At 63.8% G+C, this 22,390-nt stretch carries 28 protein-coding genes; 18 read left to right on the top strand and 10 right to left on the bottom strand.

All coding sequences use genetic code 11. The features are described from left to right. Positions 1-271 precede the first annotated feature (271 nt). The 5 genes from ACZ5BO_RS32935 (at position 272) to ACZ5BO_RS32955 (ending at position 4,344) form a co-directional block, all read left to right on the top strand. Entirely contained in the window at positions 272-841 is a 570-nt protein-coding gene (locus tag ACZ5BO_RS32935; protein ID WP_025131045.1) for a YqgE/AlgH family protein, read from the top strand. Beyond that, a complete protein-coding gene (gene ruvX / locus ACZ5BO_RS32940; RefSeq protein WP_464697524.1) occupies positions 841-1,278 on the top strand; it encodes a Holliday junction resolvase RuvX in 438 nt (145 codons plus the stop codon). The genes ACZ5BO_RS32935 and ruvX overlap by 1 nt, the downstream gene beginning before the upstream one ends. 261 nt (positions 1,279-1,539) lie before the next feature. Continuing rightward, the gene (pyrR, locus tag ACZ5BO_RS32945) at positions 1,540-2,046 is read left to right on the top strand and encodes a bifunctional pyr operon transcriptional regulator/uracil phosphoribosyltransferase PyrR (RefSeq protein WP_025131043.1); all 507 of its coding nucleotides are present in this window, start codon (positions 1,540-1,542) and stop codon (positions 2,044-2,046) included. 25 nt (positions 2,047-2,071) lie between these two features. Continuing rightward, positions 2,072-3,076 carry an aspartate carbamoyltransferase catalytic subunit gene (locus ACZ5BO_RS32950; RefSeq protein ID WP_011064007.1) on the top strand — a complete coding sequence of 335 codons (1,005 nt, stop codon included), beginning with the start codon at positions 2,072-2,074 and terminating at the stop codon, positions 3,074-3,076. Next, the gene (locus tag ACZ5BO_RS32955) at positions 3,073-4,344 is read left to right on the top strand and encodes a dihydroorotase (protein WP_464697525.1); all 1,272 of its coding nucleotides are present in this window, start codon (positions 3,073-3,075) and stop codon (positions 4,342-4,344) included. The genes ACZ5BO_RS32950 and ACZ5BO_RS32955 overlap by 4 nt, the downstream gene beginning before the upstream one ends. A gap of 127 nt (positions 4,345-4,471) precedes the next feature. Here ACZ5BO_RS32955 and ACZ5BO_RS32960 read toward each other — a convergent pair whose 3' ends face one another. Further along, on the bottom strand, positions 4,472-4,891 hold the full coding sequence (locus tag ACZ5BO_RS32960) for an NINE protein (protein WP_025131041.1): 420 nt from the start codon (positions 4,889-4,891) through the stop codon (positions 4,472-4,474). 251 nt (positions 4,892-5,142) lie between these two features. Between ACZ5BO_RS32960 and ACZ5BO_RS32965 the strand changes: the two genes are divergently transcribed. Next, a complete protein-coding gene (locus tag ACZ5BO_RS32965) occupies positions 5,143-5,766 on the top strand; it encodes a C40 family peptidase (protein ID WP_047289730.1) in 624 nt (207 codons plus the stop codon). A 78-nt stretch (positions 5,767-5,844) separates the two neighbouring features. On the opposite strand, the gene ACZ5BO_RS32970 is transcribed toward ACZ5BO_RS32965, so the two are convergent. After that, positions 5,845-6,879: a type IV pilus twitching motility protein PilT gene (locus tag ACZ5BO_RS32970; RefSeq protein ID WP_464697526.1), complete on the bottom strand. Its 1,035-nt coding sequence runs from the start codon at positions 6,877-6,879 to the stop codon at positions 5,845-5,847. A 204-nt stretch (positions 6,880-7,083) separates the two neighbouring features. Between ACZ5BO_RS32970 and ACZ5BO_RS32975 the strand changes: the two genes are divergently transcribed. From ACZ5BO_RS32975 to ACZ5BO_RS33025, 11 genes are all read left to right on the top strand, one after another. Next, on the top strand, positions 7,084-7,782 hold the full coding sequence (locus tag ACZ5BO_RS32975; protein ID WP_025131038.1) for a YggS family pyridoxal phosphate-dependent enzyme: 699 nt from the start codon (positions 7,084-7,086) through the stop codon (positions 7,780-7,782). A 34-nt stretch (positions 7,783-7,816) separates the two neighbouring features. Next, positions 7,817-8,635: a pyrroline-5-carboxylate reductase gene (gene proC / locus ACZ5BO_RS32980; protein ID WP_025131037.1), complete on the top strand. Its 819-nt coding sequence runs from the start codon at positions 7,817-7,819 to the stop codon at positions 8,633-8,635. Positions 8,636-8,659: 24 nt separating this feature from the next. Next, complete coding sequence (locus ACZ5BO_RS32985; RefSeq protein WP_464697527.1) at positions 8,660-9,247, top strand: YggT family protein; 588 nt, start codon at positions 8,660-8,662, stop codon at positions 9,245-9,247. Then, positions 9,247-9,540, top strand: coding sequence for a DUF167 domain-containing protein (locus ACZ5BO_RS32990; protein ID WP_025131035.1), 294 nt, complete (start codon positions 9,247-9,249; stop codon positions 9,538-9,540). Before ACZ5BO_RS32985 ends, ACZ5BO_RS32990 begins: the two co-directional genes overlap by 1 nt. A gap of 162 nt (positions 9,541-9,702) precedes the next feature. Continuing rightward, positions 9,703-10,842 (top strand): homoserine O-succinyltransferase MetX, encoded by a 1,140-nt coding sequence (gene metX, locus ACZ5BO_RS32995; protein ID WP_025131034.1) that lies wholly within the window; start codon positions 9,703-9,705, stop codon positions 10,840-10,842. 7 nt (positions 10,843-10,849) lie between these two features. Continuing rightward, positions 10,850-11,470 (top strand): methionine biosynthesis protein MetW, encoded by a 621-nt coding sequence (gene metW, locus ACZ5BO_RS33000; protein ID WP_025131033.1) that lies wholly within the window; start codon positions 10,850-10,852, stop codon positions 11,468-11,470. Between the two features lie 25 nt (positions 11,471-11,495). Further along, positions 11,496-11,930, top strand: coding sequence for a DUF4426 domain-containing protein (locus tag ACZ5BO_RS33005; RefSeq protein WP_464697528.1), 435 nt, complete (start codon positions 11,496-11,498; stop codon positions 11,928-11,930). Then, entirely contained in the window at positions 11,927-12,523 is a 597-nt protein-coding gene (gene rdgB / locus ACZ5BO_RS33010) for an RdgB/HAM1 family non-canonical purine NTP pyrophosphatase (protein WP_025131031.1), read from the top strand. Before ACZ5BO_RS33005 ends, rdgB begins: the two co-directional genes overlap by 4 nt. Then, positions 12,520-13,722, top strand: coding sequence for a radical SAM family heme chaperone HemW (hemW, locus tag ACZ5BO_RS33015; RefSeq protein ID WP_025131030.1), 1,203 nt, complete (start codon positions 12,520-12,522; stop codon positions 13,720-13,722). Before rdgB ends, hemW begins: the two co-directional genes overlap by 4 nt. Before the next feature lie 9 nt (positions 13,723-13,731). Next, positions 13,732-14,055, top strand: a complete 324-nt coding sequence (locus ACZ5BO_RS33020; protein ID WP_025131029.1) for a DUF3392 domain-containing protein — start codon at positions 13,732-13,734, stop codon at positions 14,053-14,055. A gap of 80 nt (positions 14,056-14,135) precedes the next feature. Next, on the top strand, positions 14,136-14,684 hold the full coding sequence (locus ACZ5BO_RS33025) for an RNA 2'-phosphotransferase (RefSeq protein WP_464697529.1): 549 nt from the start codon (positions 14,136-14,138) through the stop codon (positions 14,682-14,684). 94 nt (positions 14,685-14,778) lie between these two features. On the opposite strand, the gene trmB is transcribed toward ACZ5BO_RS33025, so the two are convergent. The 4 genes from trmB to ACZ5BO_RS33045 all read right to left on the bottom strand — a co-directional run bounded on the left by trmB (position 14,779) and on the right by ACZ5BO_RS33045 (position 17,123). Next, a complete protein-coding gene (trmB, locus tag ACZ5BO_RS33030) occupies positions 14,779-15,504 on the bottom strand; it encodes a tRNA (guanosine(46)-N7)-methyltransferase TrmB (RefSeq protein WP_025131027.1) in 726 nt (241 codons plus the stop codon). 9 nt (positions 15,505-15,513) lie between these two features. Further along, a complete protein-coding gene (locus ACZ5BO_RS33035; protein ID WP_011064024.1) occupies positions 15,514-16,308 on the bottom strand; it encodes a thiazole synthase in 795 nt (264 codons plus the stop codon). A gap of 163 nt (positions 16,309-16,471) precedes the next feature. After that, positions 16,472-16,672 (bottom strand): sulfur carrier protein ThiS, encoded by a 201-nt coding sequence (gene thiS / locus ACZ5BO_RS33040; RefSeq protein WP_043274661.1) that lies wholly within the window; start codon positions 16,670-16,672, stop codon positions 16,472-16,474. A gap of 70 nt (positions 16,673-16,742) precedes the next feature. Beyond that, on the bottom strand, positions 16,743-17,123 hold the full coding sequence (locus ACZ5BO_RS33045) for a DUF423 domain-containing protein (protein ID WP_025131025.1): 381 nt from the start codon (positions 17,121-17,123) through the stop codon (positions 16,743-16,745). Positions 17,124-17,197: 74 nt separating this feature from the next. Here ACZ5BO_RS33045 and mtgA point away from each other — a divergent pair, with 74 nt between their 5' ends. After that, positions 17,198-17,920 (top strand): monofunctional biosynthetic peptidoglycan transglycosylase, encoded by a 723-nt coding sequence (gene mtgA / locus ACZ5BO_RS33050; protein WP_025131024.1) that lies wholly within the window; start codon positions 17,198-17,200, stop codon positions 17,918-17,920. Between the two features lie 146 nt (positions 17,921-18,066). Here mtgA and rpoH read toward each other — a convergent pair whose 3' ends face one another. The 4 genes from rpoH to ftsY form a co-directional block, all read right to left on the bottom strand. Further along, the gene (gene rpoH / locus ACZ5BO_RS33055) at positions 18,067-18,921 is read right to left on the bottom strand and encodes an RNA polymerase sigma factor RpoH (RefSeq protein WP_025131023.1); all 855 of its coding nucleotides are present in this window, start codon (positions 18,919-18,921) and stop codon (positions 18,067-18,069) included. A gap of 113 nt (positions 18,922-19,034) precedes the next feature. Beyond that, a complete protein-coding gene (ftsX, locus tag ACZ5BO_RS33060) occupies positions 19,035-20,057 on the bottom strand; it encodes a permease-like cell division protein FtsX (RefSeq protein WP_025131022.1) in 1,023 nt (340 codons plus the stop codon). After that, a complete protein-coding gene (ftsE, locus tag ACZ5BO_RS33065) occupies positions 20,054-20,725 on the bottom strand; it encodes a cell division ATP-binding protein FtsE (RefSeq protein ID WP_011064030.1) in 672 nt (223 codons plus the stop codon). Before ftsE ends, ftsX begins: the two co-directional genes overlap by 4 nt. Continuing rightward, positions 20,722-22,260, bottom strand: coding sequence for a signal recognition particle-docking protein FtsY (gene ftsY, locus ACZ5BO_RS33070; RefSeq protein WP_464697530.1), 1,539 nt, complete (start codon positions 22,258-22,260; stop codon positions 20,722-20,724). The genes ftsE and ftsY overlap by 4 nt, the downstream gene beginning before the upstream one ends. Positions 22,261-22,390 lie beyond the last annotated feature (130 nt).

Below are 22,390 nucleotides of genomic sequence, written 5' to 3' on the forward strand. Positions count from 1 at the left end.
CGCCTTCGCTGGCAAGCCAGCTCCTACAACACCCCCCGCCCCCGTAGGAGCCGGCTTGCCGGCGAAGGGGCCCGCAAGCCCTGTGCAACCTTCGATGACGCCTTCGCTGGCAAGCCAGCTCCTACAACACCCCCGCTCCCGTAGGAGCCGGCTTGCCGGCGAAGGGGCCCGCAAGCCCTGTGCAACCTTCAATGACACCTTCGCTGGCAAGCCAGCGCCTGCAACAGGGTTGCGCTTGTCAGCCGGCCCCGCCAACGCCACACTAGCGCTCATGAAAAATGTCAGCCCCAGCTACCTCAAGCATCACTTCCTGATCGCCATGCCCCATATGGCCGACCCGAACTTTGCGCAAACCTTGACCTACATCGTCGAGCACAACGCCAGTGGTGCCATGGGCCTGGTCATCAACCGGCCCCTGGACCTCAACCTCGCCGAGATTCTGGAACAACTGCGCCCCGAGGAAGACACGCCCTTGCTGTGCCAGCATGTGCCGATCTTCAGCGGCGGGCCGGTGCAGACCGATCGCGGTTTTGTCCTGCACCCCACTGGCCCGGTCTACCAGGCCACGGTGGAGCTTGAAGGCCTGTCACTGTCCACGTCCCAGGACGTGCTGTTCGCCATCGCCGACGGCGTGGGGCCGGCCAAGAGCCTGATAGCCCTGGGCTATGCCGGCTGGGAAGCCGGGCAACTGGAAGCCGAACTGGCGGACAACGCCTGGCTGACCTGCCCTTTCGACGCCGACATCCTGTTCAACACCAGCAGCGAATTGCGCCTGGAAGCCGCGGCCCGGCACCTGGGGGTCAACCTCAGCCTGCTCACCAGCCAGGCGGGCCACGCCTGATGGCCCTGCGACTGATCCTCGGCTTCGACTACGGCACCAAGCAGATCGGCGTCGCCGTCGGCCAGGCCATCACCGGCCAGGCCCGCGAGCTGTGCACCCTGAAAGCCCAGAACGGCGTGCCCGACTGGAATCAGGTGGAGGCCCTGATCAAGGAATGGAAACCCGATGCGGTAGTGGTGGGCCTGCCCCTGAACATGGACGGGACGCCCAGCGATATGTGCCTGCGTGCCGAGAAGTTCGCCCGACGCCTGAACGGCCGCTTCAATGTGCCCTTCTATACCCATGACGAACGCCTGACCACCTTCGAGGCCAAGGGCGAACGCCTGACCCGGGGCGGGCAGAAAGGCAGCTACCGCGAGAACCCGGTGGACGCCATCGCCGCCGCCCTGCTGCTGCAGGGCTGGCTCGACGAAAACCCCGCACTGCTGAACACCTGAAGACCCAGACATCCCGAAGATGCGCGGCTCAAGAGCTGCGTGCCTCCTGGCCCAACACCAGCCGTAAGAACCTGTTAACGATCTAGCGAGCGACGCTCAGGCAAGGCAAAAATGGCAAAGAAAGCAGAATTTAGGCACCTACAATGAGCATTTCGAAGCCGTTTTTAACGCCGCATCAGCTAAGCGCAGCAGATCCTGAACAGGTTCTAAGTCCACGCGCCTGCTGCCCGGCAGCAGGCGCGAGCCCACGAAGGAGCCACCATGAGCCTGCCCAATCCCGCCGCCCTGATCAGCCAGATGGCCGCTGATCTCAATGCTCACCTGGCCAAGCGCGCCATCAGCGAACCACGCTTCATCGGTATCCGTACCGGCGGCGTGTGGGTGGCCCAGGCCCTGCTGGAGGCCCTGGGCAGCGACTCGCCCCTGGGCACCCTGGATGTGTCCTTCTACCGCGACGACTTCAGCCAGAACGGCCTACACCCGCAGGTACGCCCTTCGGAACTGCCGTTCGAGATCGAAGGCCAGCACCTGGTATTGATCGATGACGTACTGATGAGCGGCCGGACCATCCGCGCCGCCCTCAACGAGCTGTTCGACTATGGCCGCCCGGCCAGCGTGACCCTGGTCTGCCTGCTGGACCTGGATGCCGGTGAATTGCCGATCCGTCCGAATGTGGTGGGCGCGACCCTGTCGCTGGCGGCCCACGAGCGGGTAAAATTGTCCGGTCCTGCGCCGCTTCAACTCGAGCTCCAAGACCTCGCCCTCTAACTCGCCCTTTTAAGAGTCCATTGCGATGACGCCTCTAGACGCCAAGCGCCCGCTGCAGCTCAACGATCAGGGCCAGCTGCGCCACTTCCTGTCCCTCGACGGCCTGAACCGCGAGCTGCTGACGGAAATCCTCGACACCGCCGACTCGTTCCTCGAAGTCGGCGCCCGGGCGGTGAAGAAAGTCCCGTTGCTGCGCGGCAAGACCGTATGCAACGTGTTCTTCGAGAACTCCACCCGCACCCGCACCACCTTCGAACTGGCGGCCCAGCGGCTGTCGGCGGACGTGATCACCCTGAATGTCTCGACCTCTTCGGCGAGCAAGGGTGAAACCCTGCTGGACACCCTGCGCAACCTCGAAGCCATGGCCGCCGACATGTTCGTGGTCCGCCACGGCGATTCCGGCGCCGCGCACTTCATCGCCGAACACGTGTGCCCGCAGGTGGCGATCATCAATGGCGGCGACGGCCGTCACGCCCACCCGACCCAGGGCATGCTCGACATGCTGACCATCCGCCGGCACAAGGGCGGCTTCGAGAACCTTTCGGTGGCCATCGTCGGCGACATCCTGCACTCGCGGGTAGCGCGCTCGAACATGCTGGCGCTGAAAACCCTCGGCTGCCCGGACATCCGCGTGATCGCGCCGAAAACCCTGCTGCCCATCGGCATCGAACAGTACGGCGTGAAGGTCTACACCGACATGACCGAAGGCCTGAAAGATGTGGACGTGGTGATCATGCTGCGCCTGCAACGTGAGCGCATGCAGGGCGGCCTCTTGCCCAGCGAAGGCGAGTTCTACCGCCTGTTCGGCCTGACCACCGCACGCCTGGCCGGGGCCAAGCCCGATGCCATCGTCATGCACCCGGGCCCGATCAACCGCGGCGTGGAGATCGAATCGGCGGTGGCCGACGGCCCGCATTCGGTGATCCTCAACCAGGTGACCTACGGCATCGCAGTGCGCATGGCGGTACTGTCCATGGCCATGAGCGGGCAGACCGCCCAGCGACAATTCGAGCAGGAGAACGCCCAGTGAAGCTCAGCATTCTCGGCGCCCGCGTCATCGATCCAAGCAGCGGCCTGGATCAAACCACTGATCTGCATCTGGAAGCCGGCAAGATCGTCGCCATCGGCGCCGCTCCCGGCGGTTTCAATGCCGTCACCGTTATCGACGCCAAGGGCCTGGTGGCCGCACCCGGCCTGGTGGACCTGAGCGTCGCCCTGCGCGAGCCGGGCTACAGCCGCAAGGGCAGCATCGCCAGCGAAACCCGCGCTGCCGCGGCCGGCGGCGTCACCAGCCTGTGCTGCCCACCGCGGACCAAGCCGGTACTGGACACCTCGGCCGTGGCCGAGCTGATCCTCGACCGCGCCCGCGAAGCCGGCAACAGCAAGGTGTTCCCCATCGGCGCCTTGAGCAAGGGCCTGGAAGGCGAACAGTTGGCTGAGCTGATTGCCCTGCGCGATGCCGGTTGCGTGGCCTTCGGCAACGGCCTGGAAGGCTTTCGCAGCACCCGCACCCTGTGCCGTGCCCTGGAATACGCCGCCACCTTCGACCTGACGGTGATCTTTCACTCCCAGGACCGTGACCTGGCCGAAGGCGGCCTGGCCCACGAAGGCCCCACCGCCAGCTTCCTCGGCCTGCCGGGCATTCCGGAGAGCGCGGAAACCGTGGCCCTGGCCCGGGACCTGCTGCTGGTGGAACAGAGCGGCGTGCGCGCGCACTTCAGCCAGCTGACCAGCGCCCGCGGCGTGGAACTGATTGCCCAGGCGCAAGCCCGCGGCCTGCCAGTGACCGCCGATGTGGCGCTGTACCAGCTGATCCTCACCGACGAGGCGCTGATCGACTTCTCCAGCCTGTATCACGTGCAGCCACCGCTGCGCTCGCGGGCCGACCGTGACGCTCTGCGCGCGGCAGTGAAGTCCGGGGTGGTGCAAGCCATTTCCAGCCATCACCAGCCCCACGAACGGGACGCCAAGCTGGCGCCGTTCGGCGCCACCGAGCCGGGCATCAGCAGCGTCGAGCTGTTGCTACCCCTGGCCCTGACCCTGGTGCAGGACGGCCTGCTGGACCTGCCGACCCTGCTGGCCCGCCTGAGTGCCGGCCCGGCCGCGGCCTTGCGCCTGCCGGCAGGCAAGCTGGCAGCCGGTGGTGCGGCGGACCTGGTGCTGTTCGACCCGGCCAGTTCCACCGTGGCCGGCGAGCGCTGGCTGTCCAAGGGCGAAAACTGCCCGTTCCTCGGCCATAGCCTGCCGGGCGCGGTGCGCTACACCCTGGTGGACGGGCATATCAGCTATCAGGGCTGATTGCCTGGCAAACACCCTGTAGCCGCTGCCGCAGGTTGCGAACGGCTCCGAAGGAGCCGCCGCTGCTGATGGCGCCCTGCGGCAGTGGCTACATGCTGCGCCAGCACCGCCTGCGCCGATGACGGGATCAACGGCGCTTGGCGTTTTCCAGGGATACCTGATCGTTCAGGGTCCAGAAGTCGTACAGCACCCCGAGGAAGAACAGGCCGCCGGTGAACAGGTAGAGCACCCCGCTCAGCCATTTGCCCTGGTACATGCGGTGCACGCCGAAAACCCCGAGGAAGGTCAGCAGAATCCAGGCCACGCTGTATTCCACCGGACCTGCGGTAAAGCGAAGGTCGGCTTCCCGGTCCATGGACGGAATCAGGAACAAGTCGATCAGCCAGCCAATGCCCAGCAGACCGAAGGTGAAGAACCAGATGGTCCCGGTCACCGGCTTGCCGTAATAGAAGCGGTGGGCACCGGTAAAACCGAAGATCCACAACAGGTAGCCGATCACCTTGCTATGGGTGTCATGGGCGGATGCATCCTGACGATAGGTGTTCATTAAGAGCCTCTTTGCAGGTGATAGATAAATATTCTTAAAAACTTTGTGACTTTTTTACAGGCGTTCGACGTGTGACCAATGTTACCTTCTCTTGCGCCAAAGCCTTGTACTGCCTGACTTCTGACGGTTTTCTGCGTCAAGTTGCCACCTCTTTGCCGAAGTTGACCCCAAGGTTGAATCGACAAACGGCCTCGGAAGTGACCTGAAAGCTGTTATAAAGTTGCGCGCTAACCAAATAAGAGCCTTGCCTAATGCGTCCATTTTTCAAGACATGGCTAACCATTTGCCTATTAATGCCACTGGCCGCCCACGCCACCAACCGTGAGCAACGACTTCCCAACGTTAATGGCTACACCCCGAAACCTCACGTTTCGACGGTCACCGCCAAGAACAAGACTTCGATCAAGCACCCCACCCGCCTGAGCAAGGCCGACAGCAAGCTGGTGGCCAACAACGCCGGCCGGCCGAGCACCACGGTCCTCAGCCGCGCGGTCAACGTCCTCGGTACACCCTATCGTTGGGGCGGCAGCAGCCCAAGTAAAGGCTTCGACTGCAGCGGCCTGGTGCGCTATGCCTTCAACGACGTCGCCGCCGTGGACCTGCCACGCACCTCCAATGCCATGGCCAGCGGCCACGGGCAGAAGGTCGAGCGCAAGGACCTGAAACCCGGCGACCTGCTGTTCTTCAACATCAAGAGCCGCAAGGTCAACCACGTCGCCATCTACCTGGGCGAAGACCGCTTCATCCACGCCCCGCGGCGCGGCAAGGCGGTGACCATCGACACGCTGAAAAAACCCTACTGGCAGAGCCACTACGTGGTTGCCAAGCGGGTCCTGCCCAAGGAGCACGCGCCCCTGCGGGTCGTGCAACGCTGATACCCCGCTTCGCCGGCAAGCCGGCTCCTACACCCACCTGTAGGAGCCGGCTTGCCGGCGAATGCATTTCCAGCCCCGTCAAAAGCTCTCCGGCATCCGCGCCTGCTCCCGGGCCTGATCGCGGCTGATCAGCCCCTGCGCGAGCAATGCCTTGAGGCTCATGTCCAGGGTGCGCATGCCTTGGCCGCCCCCGGTCTGGATCGCCGAATACATCTGCGCCACCTTATCCTCGCGGATCAGGTTACGAATGGCCGGGCTGCCCAGCATGATCTCGTGGGCCGCCACCCGGCCGCCACCGACTTTCTTCACCAGCACCTGGGCAACCACCGCCTGCAGCGACTCGGCCAGCATCGAGCGCACCAGGGCTTTCTCCTCTCCCGGGAATACATCCACCAGCCGATCGATGCTCTTGGCGGCCGACGAGGTATGCAGGGTGGCGAACACCAGGTGCCCGGTTTCCGCGGCGGTGAGCGCCAGGCGGATGGTTTCCAGGTCCCTTAGCTCTCCCAGCAGAATCACGTCCGGGTCCTCCCGCAAGGCCGCGCGCAGCGCCGTGGCAAACCCTTGGGTATCGCGTTGCACCTCGCGCTGGTGGACCAGGCAGTTTTTCTGCGGATGGATGAACTCGATGGGATCCTCGATGGTGAGGATATGCTGCTGCCGATGCTGGTTGAGGTGATCGATCATCGCCGCCAGGGTGGTGGACTTGCCGCTGCCGGTGGGCCCGGTCACCAGCACCAACCCCCGGGGCAGCTCGGTAATCTGTCGAAATACTTCACCCAGCCCCAGCTCCTCCAGGCTCCGTACGCGCTGGGGAATCAGGCGCAGTACTGCGCCAGCGCCCCGAGCGTGCCGGAAGGCATTGACCCGAAATCGCGCCAGGCCTGGCAGTTCATAGGCAAAATCGAGGTCCTGATGGGCAGCAAATGCCTGACGCTGCGGCTCGCTCATCAGCCCCTGGATCAACACCTGCACCTGCTCCGCGTCCAGGGGCGGGCCACCACTCGGCCGGATATCGCCATCGATGCGCAGCATGGGCGCCAACCCGGCAGACAGATGCAGGTCGGAAGCGCCCAGGGAGACGCTCAGGGCCAGGAGTTCGGTGATGTCCATAGTGCTCCCCAATTCCAGTAGAATGCCGCGAGCTTCAGACCCCTGTACGCCCGGCAGATTCAATTGCCCGGTGGCGGACAACCTCCGGCGCGGCCCTTGAGCATTGCTCGGGCCGGCTGGCAGACCGGGTCTGGTGGATTCACGCGGCAGGTGGCGGCCAGGGTCGCAGGCAGCCGGTCGCAGGTACTTTTGAGACGGAATCGAATGTCCACGATAGCAGACAACATTGCCCAGGTAGCCGAGCGGATCCGCAGCGCCTGCCAGGTCGCGCAGCGTAACCCGGACAGCGTCCGATTGCTGGCCGTGAGCAAGACCAAGCCCGCCGCGGCCCTGCGCGAAGCCCATGCCGCAGGTCTGTGTGACTTCGGCGAAAACTACCTGCAGGAAGCCCTGGGCAAACAGCAGGAATTGGCCGACCTGCCCTTGAGTTGGCACTTCATCGGCCCCATTCAGTCGAACAAGACTCGCGCTATCGCCGAACACTTCGACTGGGTGCATTCCGTGGACCGTCTGAAAATTGCCCAACGCCTGTCCGAGCAGCGCCCCGCCGAGCTCGCGCCGCTGAACATCTGCATTCAGGTGAATGTCAGTGGCGAGGCCAGCAAGTCCGGCTGCGCCCCAGCCGAGCTGCCCGCCCTGGCGGCCGCCATCAGCGCCTTGCCACGCCTGCAACTGCGCGGCTTGATGGCAATCCCCGAACCCACCGAGGATCGGGATGCCCAGGACGCGGCCTTCGCCGCGGTTCAGGCCTTGAACAACCAACTGCGGGACAGCCTCGGGCTGCCCCTGGACACACTTTCCATGGGCATGAGCCACGATCTGGAAGCGGCCATCGCCCAAGGCGCCACCTGGGTGCGGATCGGTACCGCGCTGTTTGGTGCCCGCGACTACAGTCAGTCCTGATGCGACTGACCCCGACCTCACATAAGGACCTGTCATGAACACCACTCGTATCGCTTTTATCGGTGCCGGCAACATGGCGGCCAGCCTGATCGGTGGCCTGCGGGCCAAGGGCCTGGATGCCTCGCAGATCCGCGCCAGCGACCCGGGCGAGCAAACCCGTGCCAAGGTAGCCGCCGAACACGGCATCCAGGTGTTTGCCGATAACGCCGAGGCCATCGACGGCGTCGAGGTGATCGTCCTGGCGGTCAAGCCCCAGGCCATGAAAGCGGTGTGCGAGGCCCTGCGCCCGAGCCTGAAGCCGCAGCAACTGGTGGTGTCCATCGCCGCCGGCATCACCTGCGCCAGCATGAACCAGTGGCTCGGCGAGCAGCCGATCGTGCGCTGCATGCCCAACACCCCGGCGCTGCTGCGCCAGGGCGTCAGTGGCCTGTACGCCACCGCCCGGGTCAGCGCCGAGCAACGCCACCAGGCCGAGGCGCTGCTGTCCGCCGTCGGCATCGCCCTGTGGCTGGAACAGGAACAGCAACTGGATGCAGTGACCGCTGTCTCCGGCAGCGGACCGGCGTATTTCTTCCTGCTGATCGAGGCCATGACCGCGGCCGGGGAAAAACTCGGCCTGCCGCGGGAAACCGCCGCCCAACTGACCCTGCAGACCGCTCTGGGGGCTGCCCACATGGCGGTTTCCAGTGATGTCGACGCCGCCGAACTGCGCCGCCGCGTGACCTCGCCGGCCGGCACCACGGAGGCGGCGATCAAATCCTTCCAGGCTGACGGTTTTGAAGCCCTGGTGGAAAAAGCATTGGGTGCCGCCGCGCACCGCTCGGCCGAAATGGCTGAACAACTCGGCCGTTAATTCGCCCTTACAAAGGAATCAATGATGTTCGGACTCAACGACGCTGCCATTTTCGTCATCCAGACCCTCGGCAGCCTGTATCTGCTGGTGGTCCTGCTGCGCTTCATCCTGCAAGTGGTACGGGCCAACTTCTACAACCCGATCTGCCAGTTCATCGTGCGGGCCACCCAGCCACTGCTCAAGCCCATGCGCCGGATCATCCCCAGCGTGTTCGGCCTGGACCTGTCCTCGCTGGTGCTGGCGCTGATCGTGCAGATGGTGCTGTTCGCCGTCATCCTCACCCTCAGCTACATCCCCTTCAACGTGCTTGGCCTGCTGCTCTGGGCCCCGATCGGCATCTTCGCCCTGCTGCTGAAGATCTGGTTCTTCGCCATGATCATCAGCGTGATTCTGTCCTGGGTCGCCCCTGGCAGCCAGAGCCCGGGCGCCGAACTGGCCTACCAGATCAGCGAGCCGTTCCTGGCGCCGTTCCGCCGTATCGTGCCGAACCTGGGCGGCCTGGACATCTCGCCGATCCTGGCCTTCATCGTGATCCAGCTGCTGCAACAGTGGCTGATCCCACGGATGGCGTTCTACACCTTCATGCCCCGTGAGCTGTTTGGCCTGATCTGATGAGCTATTTCCGCTGGGACGGTGACGATCTGATCCTCGATTGTCACCTGCAACCCAAGGCCAGCAGCGATGAGTTCGCTGGCCTGCACGGTGATCGCCTGAAGATCCGCCTGACCGCCCCGCCCGTCGAAGGCAAGGCCAATGCCCACCTGATGGCGTTCCTGGCCAAGGCCTTCGGCATTCCCAAGAGCCACGTCAGCCTGGTTAGCGGCGAGCTGAACCGGCAAAAGCGGGTGCGCCTGCAAGCGCCGAAGAAGCTGCCGGAGCTGCCGGGGCTGGCTCGCCCCGCCTGATTCGCCGGCAAGCCGGCTCCTACGTCCTGTGTCCGCTGTAGGAGCTGGCTTGCCAGCGAACCTCCCAGGTCATTTCCCGCAACGAACACAGCCCCGGGCTTTGCTTGCCGCTGGGTGCAGCGGTCTTTAGACTTACGCCTCATTTAAATGAGAGCAGGGTCGATGCCAACTGCCTTCCCCCCCGATTCTGTTGGTCTGGTCACGCCGCAAACAGCGCACTTCAACGATCCTCTGGCCCTGGCCTGCGGACGCGCGCTGGCCGCTTACGACCTGGTCTATGAAACCTACGGCCAGCTCAACGCCAGCGCCAGCAATGCGGTTCTGATCTGCCACGCCCTGTCCGGCCATCACCATGCCGCCGGCTACCACAGTCCCGACGACCGCAAGCCCGGTTGGTGGGACAGCTGCATTGGCCCGGGCAAGCCGATCGACACCAACAAGTTCTTCGTGGTCAGCCTCAACAACCTCGGCGGCTGCAACGGCTCCACCGGACCCAGCAGCCTCAACCCGGACACCGGCAAGCCATTTGGCGCCGACTTCCCGGTACTCACCGTGGAAGACTGGGTACACAGCCAGGCACGCCTGGCTGATCGCCTGGGCATCGGCCAATGGGCCGCGGTGATCGGCGGCAGCCTCGGCGGCATGCAGGCCCTGCAATGGACCATCACCTACCCGGACCGGGTCCGGCACTGCCTGGCCATCGCCTCGGCGCCCAAGCTCTCGGCACAGAACATCGCCTTCAACGAAGTGGCGCGCCAGGCGATCCTCACCGATCCCGAGTTCCACGGCGGCTCGTTCCAGGAGCAGGGGGTGATCCCCAAGCGTGGGCTGATGCTGGCGCGGATGGTGGGCCATATCACCTACCTGTCCGACGACTCCATGGGCGAGAAATTCGGCCGCGGCCTCAAGAGCGAGAAGCTCAACTACGATTTCCACAGCGTCGAGTTCCAGGTCGAAAGCTACCTGCGCTACCAGGGCGAGGAGTTCTCCGGGCGTTTCGACGCCAACACCTACCTGCTGATGACCAAGGCCCTGGACTACTTCGACCCGGCGGCCAACTTCGACGATGACCTGGCCAAGACCTTCGCCAACGCCACTGCCAAGTTCTGCGTGATGTCCTTCACCACCGACTGGCGCTTCTCCCCGGCCCGCTCCCGGGAACTGGTGGACGCACTGATGGCCGCGCGCAAGGACGTCTGCTACCTGGAAATCGACGCCCCCCAGGGGCACGACGCCTTCCTGATCCCGATCCCGCGCTACCTGCAGGCTTTCAGTCACTACATGAACCGCATCACCTTGTGAGGAATCGATGAGAGCCGATCTGGAAATCATCCAGGAATGGATCCCCGCCGGCAGCCGCGTCCTCGACCTGGGCTGCGGCAACGGCGAGCTGCTGAGCTGGCTGCAGGAACACAAGCAAGTCACCGGCTACGGCCTGGAAAACGACCCGGACAACATCGCCGAATGCGTGTCCAAGGGCATCAACGTCATCGAGCAGGACCTGGACAAGGGCCTGGGCAACTTTGCCAGCAACAGCTTCGATATCGTGGTCATGACCCAGGCCCTGCAGGCCGTGCACTACCCGGACAAGATCCTCGACGAGATGCTCAGGGTCGGCCGCCAGTGCATCATCACCTTCCCCAACTTCGGTCACTGGCGCTGCCGCTGGTACCTGGCCAGCAAGGGTCGGATGCCGGTCTCGGAATTCCTCCCGTACACCTGGTACAACACGCCGAACATCCACTTCTGCACCTTCGAGGACTTCGAAGAGCTGTGCCGCGAGCGCGAAGCCCGGGTCATCAATCGCCTTGCCGTCGATCAACAACACCGCCACGGGTGGGCCAGTAAGCTATGGCCTAATCTCTTAGGAGAGATCGGCATCTACCGCGTCAGCAGTCCCGGCCTGCAGGATCACAAAGTCGCGGTTTAACCACGCTGCATCGAGGAGAACGATCATGGGTCGCTTGATTACGTTTCTACTGACTGCCTGCCTGAGCCTTGCGGCCCTGGCGGCGGATCCGATCAAGGGCGAGCGCCAGGAAGTGTTCGGTGACGTTACCGTGCACTACAACACCTTCAACTCCACCTACCTGCAACCGGACATCGCCAAGGCTGCAGAGCTGATCCGCAGCAAGAACCAGGGGGTCATCAACGTCTCCCTGATCAAGGACGGCAAACCGCTGGTCGCCCAGGTCAGTGGCACGGTGAAGGACCTGACCAGCAAGAGTATTACCCTGAACTTCCGGCAGATCACTGAACAGGGCGCGATCTACTACATCGCCCAGTTCCCGGTGGAGCAGCAGGAAAACCGTACGTTCACCATCAATGTGCAAACTGGCGGTGACACCAACAGCTTCAGCTTCAACCAAGAGCTATTCCCGGGCGAATAATGAACCTCACGCAACTCGTACTGGCCAGCCATAACGCCGGCAAACTCAAAGAACTCCAGGCCATGCTCGGCGCTTCGGTGCAATTGCGCTCGATCGGCGAGTTCAGCAGCGTCGAGCCGGAAGAAACCGGCCTGTCGTTCGTCGAAAACGCCATCCTCAAGGCGCGCAATGCCGCGCGCATTTCCGGCTTGCCGGCATTGGCCGACGATTCCGGCCTGGCGGTGGACTTCCTCGGCGGCGCGCCGGGCATCTACTCGGCGCGCTACGCCGACGGCCAGGGCGATGCGGCGAACAACGCCAAGCTGCTGGAAGCGCTCAAGGACGTGCCCGAAGCCCAGCGCGGCGCGCAGTTCGTCTGCGTCCTGGCCCTGGTGCGCCACGCCGACGACCCGTTGCCGATCCTCTGTGAGGGCCTGTGGCACGGGCGCATCCTGACCGCCGCCAGCGGCGAGCACGGCTTTGGCTACGACCCGCTGTTCTGGGTGCCCGAGCGTGACTGCTCCAGTGCCGAACTGGGCCCCGTGGAAAAAAACCAGCTTAGCCACCGCGCCCGCGCCATGGCCATTCTGCGGCAACGCCTGGGCCTGAAATGAGTCATGAGCCCTCCGCGTCGCCGCTGATTCACGGCGGCGCGCAAACGCCCCGGGCGGCCCTGCCCCAATTGCCGCCCCTGGCGCTGTACATCCACATCCCCTGGTGTGTGCGCAAATGCCCGTACTGCGACTTCAACTCCCACGCCGCCAGCCCGACGCTGCCGGAAGAGGAGTACGTCGACGCCCTGCTGGCCGACCTCGACCAGGACCTGCATGCGGTGCACGGCCGCGAGCTGAGCTCGATCTTCTTCGGCGGCGGCACCCCCAGCCTGTTCAGCGCCCAGGCGTTGGGCCGGCTGCTCAAGGGCGTGGAACAGCGCATCCGCTTCGCCAGCGACATCGAGATCACCCTGGAAGCCAACCCCGGGACCTTCGAGCAAGAGAAGTTCACCGCCTACCGCGCCCTGGGGATCAATCGCCTGTCCATTGGCATCCAGAGCTTCCAGGAACAGAAACTCAAGGCCCTGGGTCGCATCCACAACGGCGATGAAGCCATTCGCGCTGCCGGCATGGCGCGCCAGGCCGGGTTCGACAACTTCAACCTGGACCTGATGCACGGCCTGCCGGACCAGTCCCTGGACGACGCCCTGGGCGACCTGCGCCAGGCCATCGCCATGAAGCCGACCCACCTGTCCTGGTACCAGCTGACCCTGGAGCCCAACACAGTGTTCTGGAACCAGCCGCCGGTGCTGCCGGAAGACGACACCCTGTGGGATATCCAGGAAGCCGGCCAGGCCCTGCTGGCAGAGCACGGCTATGCCCAGTACGAAGTCTCGGCCTACGCCCAGCCGGGCCGTGCGGCGCGGCACAACCTGAACTACTGGAGCTTTGGCGACTTCATCGGCATCGGCGCCGGTGCCCACGGCAAGCTCAGCCACCCGGACGGGCGCATCCTGCGCACCTGGAAGACCCGCCTGCCCAAGGACTACCTGAACCCGGCCAAGCAGTACCAGGCCGGCGAGAAGGCCCTGAGCAATGCAGAGCTGCCGTTCGAGTTCCTGATGAACGCCCTGCGCCTCACCGACGGCGTCGACGCGGCGCTGTTCGCCCAGCGCACCGGGCTGGACCTGGCGAGCCTCGCCGAAGGCCGGCGCCAGGCCGAACAAAGCGGCCTGTTGCAGGTCGAACCCTCACGCCTGGCGGCCACGCCCCGTGGGCAACTCTTCCTCAACGACCTGCTGCAATACTTTCTGATCTAAGGAAATCACATGGATCTGGTACTCGACCTGCTTGCCACCGTGTCCCGCTGGAGTCGCAGCAACCTTTCGGAAATCTCCCTGGCGCTGGTGGGCTGCCTGCTGGTGCTGTTCGGCGCAGACATCAAGGGCTGGGTCGAACAACGCCTGGGTGGCATGGCCGGCGCCCTGCGGGTGCCGCTGATGGCCCTGCTGTGCATGATCGGCAGCGGCCTGGCCCTGATCTATGCGACACCGTGGATCGTCCGCGGCCTGAGCCAGTTCAACAATTACAGCCTGGCGCCGGTGCTGCTGGTGGTGCTGGTGCTGATTGGCGTGGTCGCTGATCGCCGCTGACCTTGAGCCCCGCTGCTACCCCGTAGGAGCCGGCTTGCCGGCCAACGCAATCTAACGGCCCCCCGTTATCAAGGAAGAGCATGAGCCAGAAAATCATCGAGGAAAGCAGCAAGTTCCTCAGCTACGTGCTGCGCCACGAACCCCATGCCATCGGCCTGGAACTGGACAGCGAAGGCTGGGGCGATATCGACGCGCTGATCAGCGGCGCGGCCAAGCACGGCCGGCAACTGAGCCGGGAACTGATCGCGCTGGTGGTCGAAGGCAATGACAAGAAGCGCTTCGCCCTGTCCGCCGACGGCCAGCGGATTCGCGCCGTCCAGGGGCACTCCAACAAAAACGTGCAACTGCAGCTGGAGGCCCGGCAACCGCCCGCCGTGCTCTTCCACGGCACCGCCACGCGCTTCATGGCTTCGATCAACGAGAAAGGACTGATCCCGGGGTCACGCCATCACGTGCACCTGTCCCAGGACCTCGATACCGCCCGGGCCGTGGGCCAGCGTTATGGCCAGGTGGTGATCCTGCAGATCGACGCCCAGGCCATGCAGGCCCAGGGTTTCACCTTCTATCAGGCGGAGAATGGGGTGTGGCTGACCGACCAGGTACCGGTCGGTTTCATCAAGCCCTTGTAGGAGCCAGCTTGCTGGCGAAGGCGTCCTTGAGGGCCCCTTCCCTGGCAAGCGGAACGCCGCCCGGCCAGCTCCTACAACCGCGGGTTTGCGTGGCTCAGGCGAGCTTTTCGAACTTCAAGTCCCACACACCGTGGCCCAGGCGCTCGCCACGACGTTCGAACTTGGTGATCGGGCGTTCGGCCGGGCGCGGTACGCACTTGCCGTCTTCGGCCAGGTTGCGATAACCCGGGGCAACGTTCATCACTTCCAGCATGTACTCGGCATAGGGCTCCCAGTCGGTGGCCATGTGCAGAATGCCGCCGACCTTGAGCTTGCTGCGCACCAGTTCGGCAAAGGACGCCTGGACGATACGGCGCTTGTGGTGCCGGCTCTTGTGCCAGGGATCGGGGAAGAACAGCATGAGCCGATCCAGGCTGTTGTCGGCGATGCAACGGTTGAGCACCTCAATGGCGTCGCAATCGTAGACCCGCAGGTTGGTCAGGCCCTGGGTCAGCACGCCGTTGAGCAGCGCGCCAACACCCGGACGGTGAACTTCCACACCGATGAAATCCTGCTCCGGAGCCGCCGCGGCCATTTCCAGCAGCGAGTGGCCCATGCCGAAGCCGATCTCCAGGGAGCGCGGCGCCGAACGGCCGAACACCTGGTCGTAATCCACCGGGGCATCGGCCAGGGGCAGCACGTACAGCGGTGCACCCTGGTCCAGGCCGCGCTGCTGGCCTTCGGTCATGCGCCCGGCGCGCATCACGAAACTCTTGATACGGCGGTGTTGGCGCTCGTCGCCTTCTTCCGGCTGGATTGGCGTGTCGTTTGATTCAGTCATCAATGGCTCTTACTTGATCAGACCATCCAGCGGCGAGGAGGCGCTGGCATAGAGTTTCTTCGGCATGCGACCGGCGAGGTAGGCCAGGCGGCCCGCGACAATCGCGTGTTTCATGGCTTCGGCCATCATGACCGGCTGCTGCGCGTGGGCGATGGCCGAGTTCATCAGCACCGCTTCACAACCCAGCTCCATGGCGATGGTGGCATCGGACGCGGTGCCGACACCGGCATCCACCAGCACCGGGACCTTGGCTTCTTCGAGGATGATCTGCAGGTTGTACGGGTTGCAGATCCCCAGGCCAGTACCGATCAGGCCGGCCAGGGGCATGACCGCGATGCAGCCCATTTCCGCCAGCTGGCGAGCGATGATCGGGTCATCGCTGGTGTAGACCATCACGTCGAACCCTTCCTTGACCAACACTTCGGCGGCCTTGAGGGTTTCCAGCACGTTGGGGAACAGGGTCTTCTGGTCGGCCAGCACTTCCAGCTTCACCAGGTTGTGGCCATCGAGCAGCTCACGGGCCAGGCGGCAGGTGCGCACGGCTTCGACCGCGTCATAGCAACCGGCGGTGTTGGGCAGGATGGTGTAGCGATCCGGCGGCAGGATATCCAGCAGGTTCGGTTCGCCCGGGTTCTGGCCGATATTGGTCCGGCGCACCGCGACGGTGACGATCTCGGCACCCGAGGCCTCGATGGCCAGGCGGGTTTCTTCCATGTCACGGTACTTGCCGGTGCCTACCAGCAAACGCGACTGGTACGTCCGACCGGCCAGGACGAAAGGCTTGTCACTACGAACGTTGCTCATCGGAAATCCTCTGTTGGGGTGAGGTTCTTGCAGAATTCTGTATCAGGCCCGGGGCGCTGGTGACCCTCGATCCGGGGCCGGTGAACGCCTGTCGTCCATGAGAGGGCCCGGAATCGGGCCAGGGCGCTGCGCAGATTAGCAGCAGCGCGGTTGACGCCAGTGACTAGCCGCCACCGATGGCGTGAACCACTTCCACCTGATCGCCCTCGTTGAGGATAGTTTCGGCGTGTTGGCTGCGCGGAACGATATCCAGGTTGAGTTCCACCGCGATCCGCCGTCCGGTCAGTTCCAGATGGCTCAGCAGGGCCGCAACGGTCGAGCCGTCGGGCAGTTCAAGGGATTCACCGTTCAACTGAATGCGCATGCCAAGGCCGCCATCATTTTTAGGGGCCAGCATTCTAGCCCGATCATGACCTAAAGGTCAGCTACAAGCGTCAGGCGGCGACTTGCAGGCGCCAGGCGGCGAGCCCCAGCAGGAACCAGCCGACCAGGAAGGCCACACCGCCGAAGGGGGTGATGATGCCCAGCTTGCTGATGCCGGTCAGGGTCAGCAGGTACAGGCTGCCGGAGAACAGCAGGATGCCCAGGATGAAGGCTCCGCCGGCCCAGGTCACCAGGCGCCCGGGAATGTGCGCCGCCAGCAGGGCGACGCCGAACAGCGCCAGGGTATGCACCAGCTGATAGGTCACGCCGGTATGAAATATAGCCAGGTACTCCGTGCTCAGGCGGTTTTTCAGGCCGTGGGCGGCGAAGGCGCCGAGGGCAACCCCGGTGAAACCGAAGAAGGCGGCCAGCATCAGGAAGCCACGCAACATGAGGAACTCCAGTCAGATTCAGCACAAAGGGTCTGTATAATGGCGCGCTCAACGGGTTCGGCCAAGCCATCTCTATGCTGCGTTTTCTGTTTCGTCGCCTTGTAAAAGCCTTGATGTGGTTCGTGGTCGGCAGTGTCCTGCTGGTACTGGTGCTGCGTTTCGTGCCGCCACCGGGCACTGCCCTGATGGTGGAGCGCAAGATCGAGTCCTGGGTCGACAACGACCCCATCGACCTGCAACGCACCTGGAAACCCTGGGATGAAATCTCCGACAACCTCAAGGTGGCGGTCATCGCCGGCGAGGATCAGAAGTTCCCCGATCACTGGGGCTTCGACCTTGACGCGATTCAAGCGGCCTTTGCCCACAACGAACGCGGCGGCTCGATCCGTGGCGCCAGCACCCTGAGCCAGCAAGTCTCGAAGAACCTGTTCCTGTGGTCCGGCCGCAGCTACCTGCGCAAAGGCCTGGAGGCCTGGTTCACCGCGCTGATCGAGGTGCTCTGGCCCAAGCAGCGGATTCTTGAGGTCTACCTCAACAGCGTCGAATGGGACGAAGGCGTGTTCGGCGCCGAAGCGGCTGCGCGCCATCACTTCGGCGTCAGTGCCGCCAATCTCTCCCGGCAACAGGCCAGCCTGCTGGCTGCGGTCCTGCCCAACCCGCGGGTATGGAGCGCAGCGCGCCCCAGCACCTACGTCCTGCAACGGGCCGGCTGGATCCGTCGGCAGATGAGCCAGCTGGGCGGAGCGGACTACCTGAATCGGCTGAACGAGTCGCGCAGGGCGCCCTGGGCTGAGTGAGTCGGAATCGGCTTTGTACCCGCTCTTCTCGAGCATGTTCGAGACGGGTGACGGGCCGGGGATTCGCCGGCAAGCCGGCTCCTACGGCAGCCGCACAAACAAAAACGCCCCGATCATCTCGGGGCGTTTTGCGTGGTGCCTGACACTTAGGCGGCGATGGACAGTTTCAGCTTGTTCATCGCGCTTTTTTCCAGCTGGCGGATCCGCTCAGCCGAAACGTTGTACTTCTGCGCCAGGTCATGCAGCGTCGCTTTCTCTTCCGCCAGCCAACGCTGGTAGAGGATGTCCCGGCTGCGTTCGTCCAGCACTTCCAGCGCCTCATGCAGGTTGCTGCTGGAGTTGTCGCTCCAGTCCGCATCTTCCAGTTGCAGCGCAGGATCGTAGCGATGGTCTTCCAGGTAGTTGGCCGGAGACTGGAATGCACTGTCGTCGTCCGCTTCGGCAGCCGGATCGAAGGCCATGTCCTGACCGGTCAGGCGACTCTCCATCTCGCGCACTTCGCGAGGCTCCACGCCCAGGCTTTCGGCCACGCGATGGACTTCCTCGTTGTTCAACCAGGCCAGACGCTTCTTCTGGCTGCGCAGGTTGAAGAACAGCTTGCGCTGCGCCTTGGTGGTCGCAACCTTCACAATCCGCCAGTTACGCAGGATGAACTCGTGAATCTCCGCCTTGATCCAGTGCACCGCAAAGGACACCAGGCGCACACCCATCTCGGGGTTGAAACGCTTCACGGCTTTCATCAGGCCAACGTTGCCTTCCTGGATCAGGTCGGCCTGGGCCAGCCCGTAGCCGGAATAGCTGCGGGCGATATGTACGACAAAACGCAGGTGGGCGAGCACCATCTGCCGAGCCGCCTCAAGATCCTGCTCATAGTAGAGACTCTCGGCCAGTTCACGCTCCTGCTCCGGGGTCAGCAATGGAATGCTGTTCACCGTGTGTACATAAGCCTCCAGGTTTGCGCCTGGAACCAATGCATAAGCAGGTTGCAAAGAAGTGGTCATACGAAAAAACCTCCGACTCACATAACTCGTGCCATTCAGCACTGCGAAAATTGACCGGAAACCGCGAAACAAGTTCCCATAAATGCTGAAAGGTCAATACAAGCAAAAAGACATTACTTCGGTGCCAGCTCCCTCAGGTGGCGGGCCACCGCAATCCACGCACCGATATAACCCAACAGCACCGCCCCTAGCAAGAGCGACAGACCATCGGCAACCGGGACACCGGCGAGGGCAAAATCACTGCCATACAAGCCGGCCAAGCCGATTACCGCATCGTTCAGCCAGTCCAGGCCGAACGCCAGCACTCCCCAGGACAGGATCCCCGCGCCAAAACCATACAGCGCGCCCATATAGAGGAAGGGCCGACGAACATAACTGTCCGTGCCGCCGACGAGTTTAATCACTTCTATCTCGGTGCGGCGGTTTTCAATATGAAGACGAATGGTATTGCCTATCACCAAAAGTAATGCAGAAACCAGCAACACCGTCAGACCGAAGACAAAGCGGTCCCCCAGCTTGAGGATCGCCGCCAGCCGCTCGACCCACACCAGGTCCAGCTGTGCCAGCTGCACCTTGGGCATTTCCGCCAAGCGCTGACGCAGGGCTTCCAGCGTTGCCTTGTCCACCTCGTTCGGCGTTACCAGCACCACGCCCGGCAATGGGTTATGGGGCAGCTCCCGTAGCGCCTCGCCCAGCCCGGACTGCTGCTGGAACTCTTCCAGGGCCTTTTCCTTGCTGATGAACTCGGCATCCGCCACGCCGGGCAGCCCCTTGATCTCTTCGCGAAGCTTCTCGCCTTCGGTGGCGCTGGCATCCAGCGCCAAATACAGCGAGATCTGCGCCGCGCGCTGCCAGGAACCGCCCAGGCGCTCGACGTTGTTGAGCAACAACGACAGGCCCATGGGCAGGCTCAGGGCCACGGCCATCACCAGGCAGGTAAAGAAGCTGCCGATGGGCTGCTTGCCCAGGCGCCGCAGGCTGTCCAGCAGGCTGGCGCGGTGGCTCTCGATCCAGGCGTGCAGCAGGGTGCCGAAATCCGGGCCGTCGTCTTCGTCGCGCTTTTTCTTCGGCGGTGGTGCTTCGGAGGCCTTGGGCGCTACGCGCTCAGCGACTTTAGGGGTACGTGTAGCACTCATACGCCTGCCTCCCCGTCGCCGATCAATCGGCCGCGCTGCAGGGTCAGCATGCGGTGGCGCATGCGGGCGATCAGGGCCAGGTCGTGACTGGCGATCAGCACGCTGGTGCCCAGGCGATTGATATCTTCGAACACGCCCATGATTTCCGCCGCAAGACGCGGGTCGAGGTTACCGGTGGGTTCGTCCGCCAGGAGCAAAGCGGGACGATGAACGATGGCCCGAGCGATGCCCACGCGCTGTTGCTGGCCGGTGGACAGGTCGCCGGGGTAGAGATCGGTTTTATCCGAGAGCGCCACGCGCTCCAGGGCCGAATCCACGCGCTTGGCGATTTCCGCCTTGGACAGGCCGAGAATCTGCAACGGCAGGGCTACGTTGTTGAACACGGTGCGATCGAACAACAGTTGGTGGTTCTGGAACACCACGCCAATCTGCCGCCGCAGGAACGGGATCTGCGCGTTGCTGATCTGCCCCAGGTCCTGGCCGGCCAGCAGCAGCTTGCCGGTGGTCGGGCGCTCCATGGCCAGCAGCAGGCGCAGCAGGGTGCTCTTGCCGGCACCGGAGTGGCCGGTGACAAACAGGAATTCGCCGCGACGGACGCGAAAGCTCAGCTCATGCAGGCCGACGTGGCCGTTGGGATAGCGCTTACCGACCTGTTCGAAACGAATCATGAACGCTCCCGCTCGGCAAACAGTGCCTGGACAAAGGGTTCGGCTTCAAAAGTACGCAAGTCATCGATGCCTTCACCCACACCGATGTAACGAATCGGCAAGCCGAACTGCTTGGCCAGGGCGAAGATCACCCCACCCTTGGCCGTACCGTCGAGCTTGGTCAGGGCCAGGCCGGTCAATTCCACGGTCTGGTTGAACTGCTTGGCCTGGTTGATGGCGTTCTGGCCGGTACCGGCGTCGAGCACCAGCAGCACCTCATGGGGCGCGTCGGCATCGAGCTTTCCGATCACTCGGCGCACCTTCTTCAGTTCTTCCATCAGGTTGTCTTTGGTGTGCAGGCGGCCGGCGGTGTCAGCGATCAACACATCGATATTGCGCGCCTTGGCCGCTTGCACCGCATCGAAGATCACCGAGGCCGAGTCGGCGCCGGTGTGCTGGGCAATCACCGGGATCTTGTTGCGCTCGCCCCACACCTGCAGCTGCTCCACCGCCGCGGCGCGGAAGGTGTCGCCGGCGGCCAGCATGACCTTCTTGCCTTCCAACTGCAGTTTCTTCGCCAACTTGCCGATGGTGGTGGTCTTGCCGGCACCGTTGACGCCTACCACCAGGATCACGAACGGCTTGTTCTGGGAGACAATCTTCAGCGGCTGCTCCACCGGCTTGAGCATGCCGGCCAGTTCGGCCTGCAGCGAGGCGTACAGCGCATCGGAGTCGGTCAACTGCTTGCGCGCAACCTTCTGCGTCAGGTTCTGGATGATTACCGAAGTGGCCTCGACCCCGACATCGGCGGTCAACAGGCGGGTTTCCAGGTCTTCCAGCAACTCGTCGTCGATGGCCTTCTTGCCCAGGAACAGGCTGGCCATGCCTTCGCCGATGCTGGCGCTGGTCTTGGACAGGCCCTGCTTGAGACGGGCGAAGAACCCGACCTTGGCTTCCTCGCTGCGAGCAGGCTCGACAACGGGCTCGGCTTCCGGCGCAGCGGCTACTGGCTCGACTTGCGCTTGCGCGACAGGAGCAGGAGCAGGAGCAGGAGCAGGAGCAACAGGCTCGGGGGCGGTGAATGCCGGCGCTACCGGTGCCTGTTCCTCGACCACAGGGGCCGGGGAAATCACCGGCCCTGCAACGATTGGCTCAGGGCTGGCGGTCACGGCCGGAATCGGCGGCGTCACATGCTCCGCCTGGGCATCCTCCACCAAGGCCACCGGCTCTTCCGCCACCGGCAGGGTCAGCCAGGGCTTGTGTTCGGGGCTCGGGGTCAGCGGCAACTCGGCCGCAACAACCGGTGCCGGCTCGGGCTCGGCCTGAGGCTGCAGAATCGGCTCGGCTAGCGGCAGCACCACAGGTGCGGCCGGAGCGACCTCCACCGCCGGGGAAACACTCGCAGCAGGCTCAGCAACTGGTGCCGGAGCCGGCTCAACAGGAACGGGGGGCTGCTCGACGACGGCTTCCTGCGGTTTCTTGCGCAGCCATCCGAACAGGCCTTTCTTCTCGCCAGCCGGGGCTGGGGTCTTTTTGTCGTCGTTGGAACCAAACATGGAGACGGCTATCTCAAGGTAGCGATGCGCCATAGGGCGCTTCGGTAAATAAATATTCGATGCAGAACAGACTGTATTTAGCCCAGCTTGTTCACGCGCAACATGTTGTCGAAATGCCCAAAAGCACTTC

The organism is Pseudomonas sp. FFPRI_1, assembly GCF_055384485.1.

Coding starts and splice junctions, on each gene's coding strand:
- rpoH (WP_025131023.1), bottom strand. CDS start 18,921: ATGACCACTTCTTTGCAACCTGCTTATGCATTGGTTCCAGGCGCAAAC.
- proC (WP_025131037.1), top strand. CDS start 7,817: ATGAACACCACTCGTATCGCTTTTATCGGTGCCGGCAACATGGCGGCC.
- ftsY (WP_464697530.1), bottom strand. CDS start 22,260: ATGTTTGGTTCCAACGACGACAAAAAGACCCCAGCCCCGGCTGGCGAG.
- mtgA (WP_025131024.1), top strand. CDS start 17,198: ATGCTGCGTTTTCTGTTTCGTCGCCTTGTAAAAGCCTTGATGTGGTTC.
- ACZ5BO_RS32975 (WP_025131038.1), top strand. CDS start 7,084: ATGTCCACGATAGCAGACAACATTGCCCAGGTAGCCGAGCGGATCCGC.
- ACZ5BO_RS33025 (WP_464697529.1), top strand. CDS start 14,136: ATGAGCCAGAAAATCATCGAGGAAAGCAGCAAGTTCCTCAGCTACGTG.
- ftsE (WP_011064030.1), bottom strand. CDS start 20,725: ATGATTCGTTTCGAACAGGTCGGTAAGCGCTATCCCAACGGCCACGTC.
- pyrR (WP_025131043.1), top strand. CDS start 1,540: ATGAGCCTGCCCAATCCCGCCGCCCTGATCAGCCAGATGGCCGCTGAT.
- ACZ5BO_RS33020 (WP_025131029.1), top strand. CDS start 13,732: ATGGATCTGGTACTCGACCTGCTTGCCACCGTGTCCCGCTGGAGTCGC.
- hemW (WP_025131030.1), top strand. CDS start 12,520: ATGAGTCATGAGCCCTCCGCGTCGCCGCTGATTCACGGCGGCGCGCAA.
- trmB (WP_025131027.1), bottom strand. CDS start 15,504: ATGACTGAATCAAACGACACGCCAATCCAGCCGGAAGAAGGCGACGAG.
- ACZ5BO_RS32990 (WP_025131035.1), top strand. CDS start 9,247: ATGAGCTATTTCCGCTGGGACGGTGACGATCTGATCCTCGATTGTCAC.
- ACZ5BO_RS33035 (WP_011064024.1), bottom strand. CDS start 16,308: ATGAGCAACGTTCGTAGTGACAAGCCTTTCGTCCTGGCCGGTCGGACG.
- ACZ5BO_RS32965 (WP_047289730.1), top strand. CDS start 5,143: ATGCGTCCATTTTTCAAGACATGGCTAACCATTTGCCTATTAATGCCA.
- ACZ5BO_RS32960 (WP_025131041.1), bottom strand. CDS start 4,891: ATGAACACCTATCGTCAGGATGCATCCGCCCATGACACCCATAGCAAG.
- ACZ5BO_RS32985 (WP_464697527.1), top strand. CDS start 8,660: ATGTTCGGACTCAACGACGCTGCCATTTTCGTCATCCAGACCCTCGGC.
- ACZ5BO_RS32935 (WP_025131045.1), top strand. CDS start 272: ATGAAAAATGTCAGCCCCAGCTACCTCAAGCATCACTTCCTGATCGCC.
- ruvX (WP_464697524.1), top strand. CDS start 841: ATGGCCCTGCGACTGATCCTCGGCTTCGACTACGGCACCAAGCAGATC.
- metW (WP_025131033.1), top strand. CDS start 10,850: ATGAGAGCCGATCTGGAAATCATCCAGGAATGGATCCCCGCCGGCAGC.
- metX (WP_025131034.1), top strand. CDS start 9,703: ATGCCAACTGCCTTCCCCCCCGATTCTGTTGGTCTGGTCACGCCGCAA.
- thiS (WP_043274661.1), bottom strand. CDS start 16,672: ATGCGCATTCAGTTGAACGGTGAATCCCTTGAACTGCCCGACGGCTCG.
- ACZ5BO_RS32970 (WP_464697526.1), bottom strand. CDS start 6,879: ATGGACATCACCGAACTCCTGGCCCTGAGCGTCTCCCTGGGCGCTTCC.
- ftsX (WP_025131022.1), bottom strand. CDS start 20,057: ATGAGTGCTACACGTACCCCTAAAGTCGCTGAGCGCGTAGCGCCCAAG.
- ACZ5BO_RS33045 (WP_025131025.1), bottom strand. CDS start 17,123: ATGTTGCGTGGCTTCCTGATGCTGGCCGCCTTCTTCGGTTTCACCGGG.
- ACZ5BO_RS32950 (WP_011064007.1), top strand. CDS start 2,072: ATGACGCCTCTAGACGCCAAGCGCCCGCTGCAGCTCAACGATCAGGGC.
- ACZ5BO_RS33005 (WP_464697528.1), top strand. CDS start 11,496: ATGGGTCGCTTGATTACGTTTCTACTGACTGCCTGCCTGAGCCTTGCG.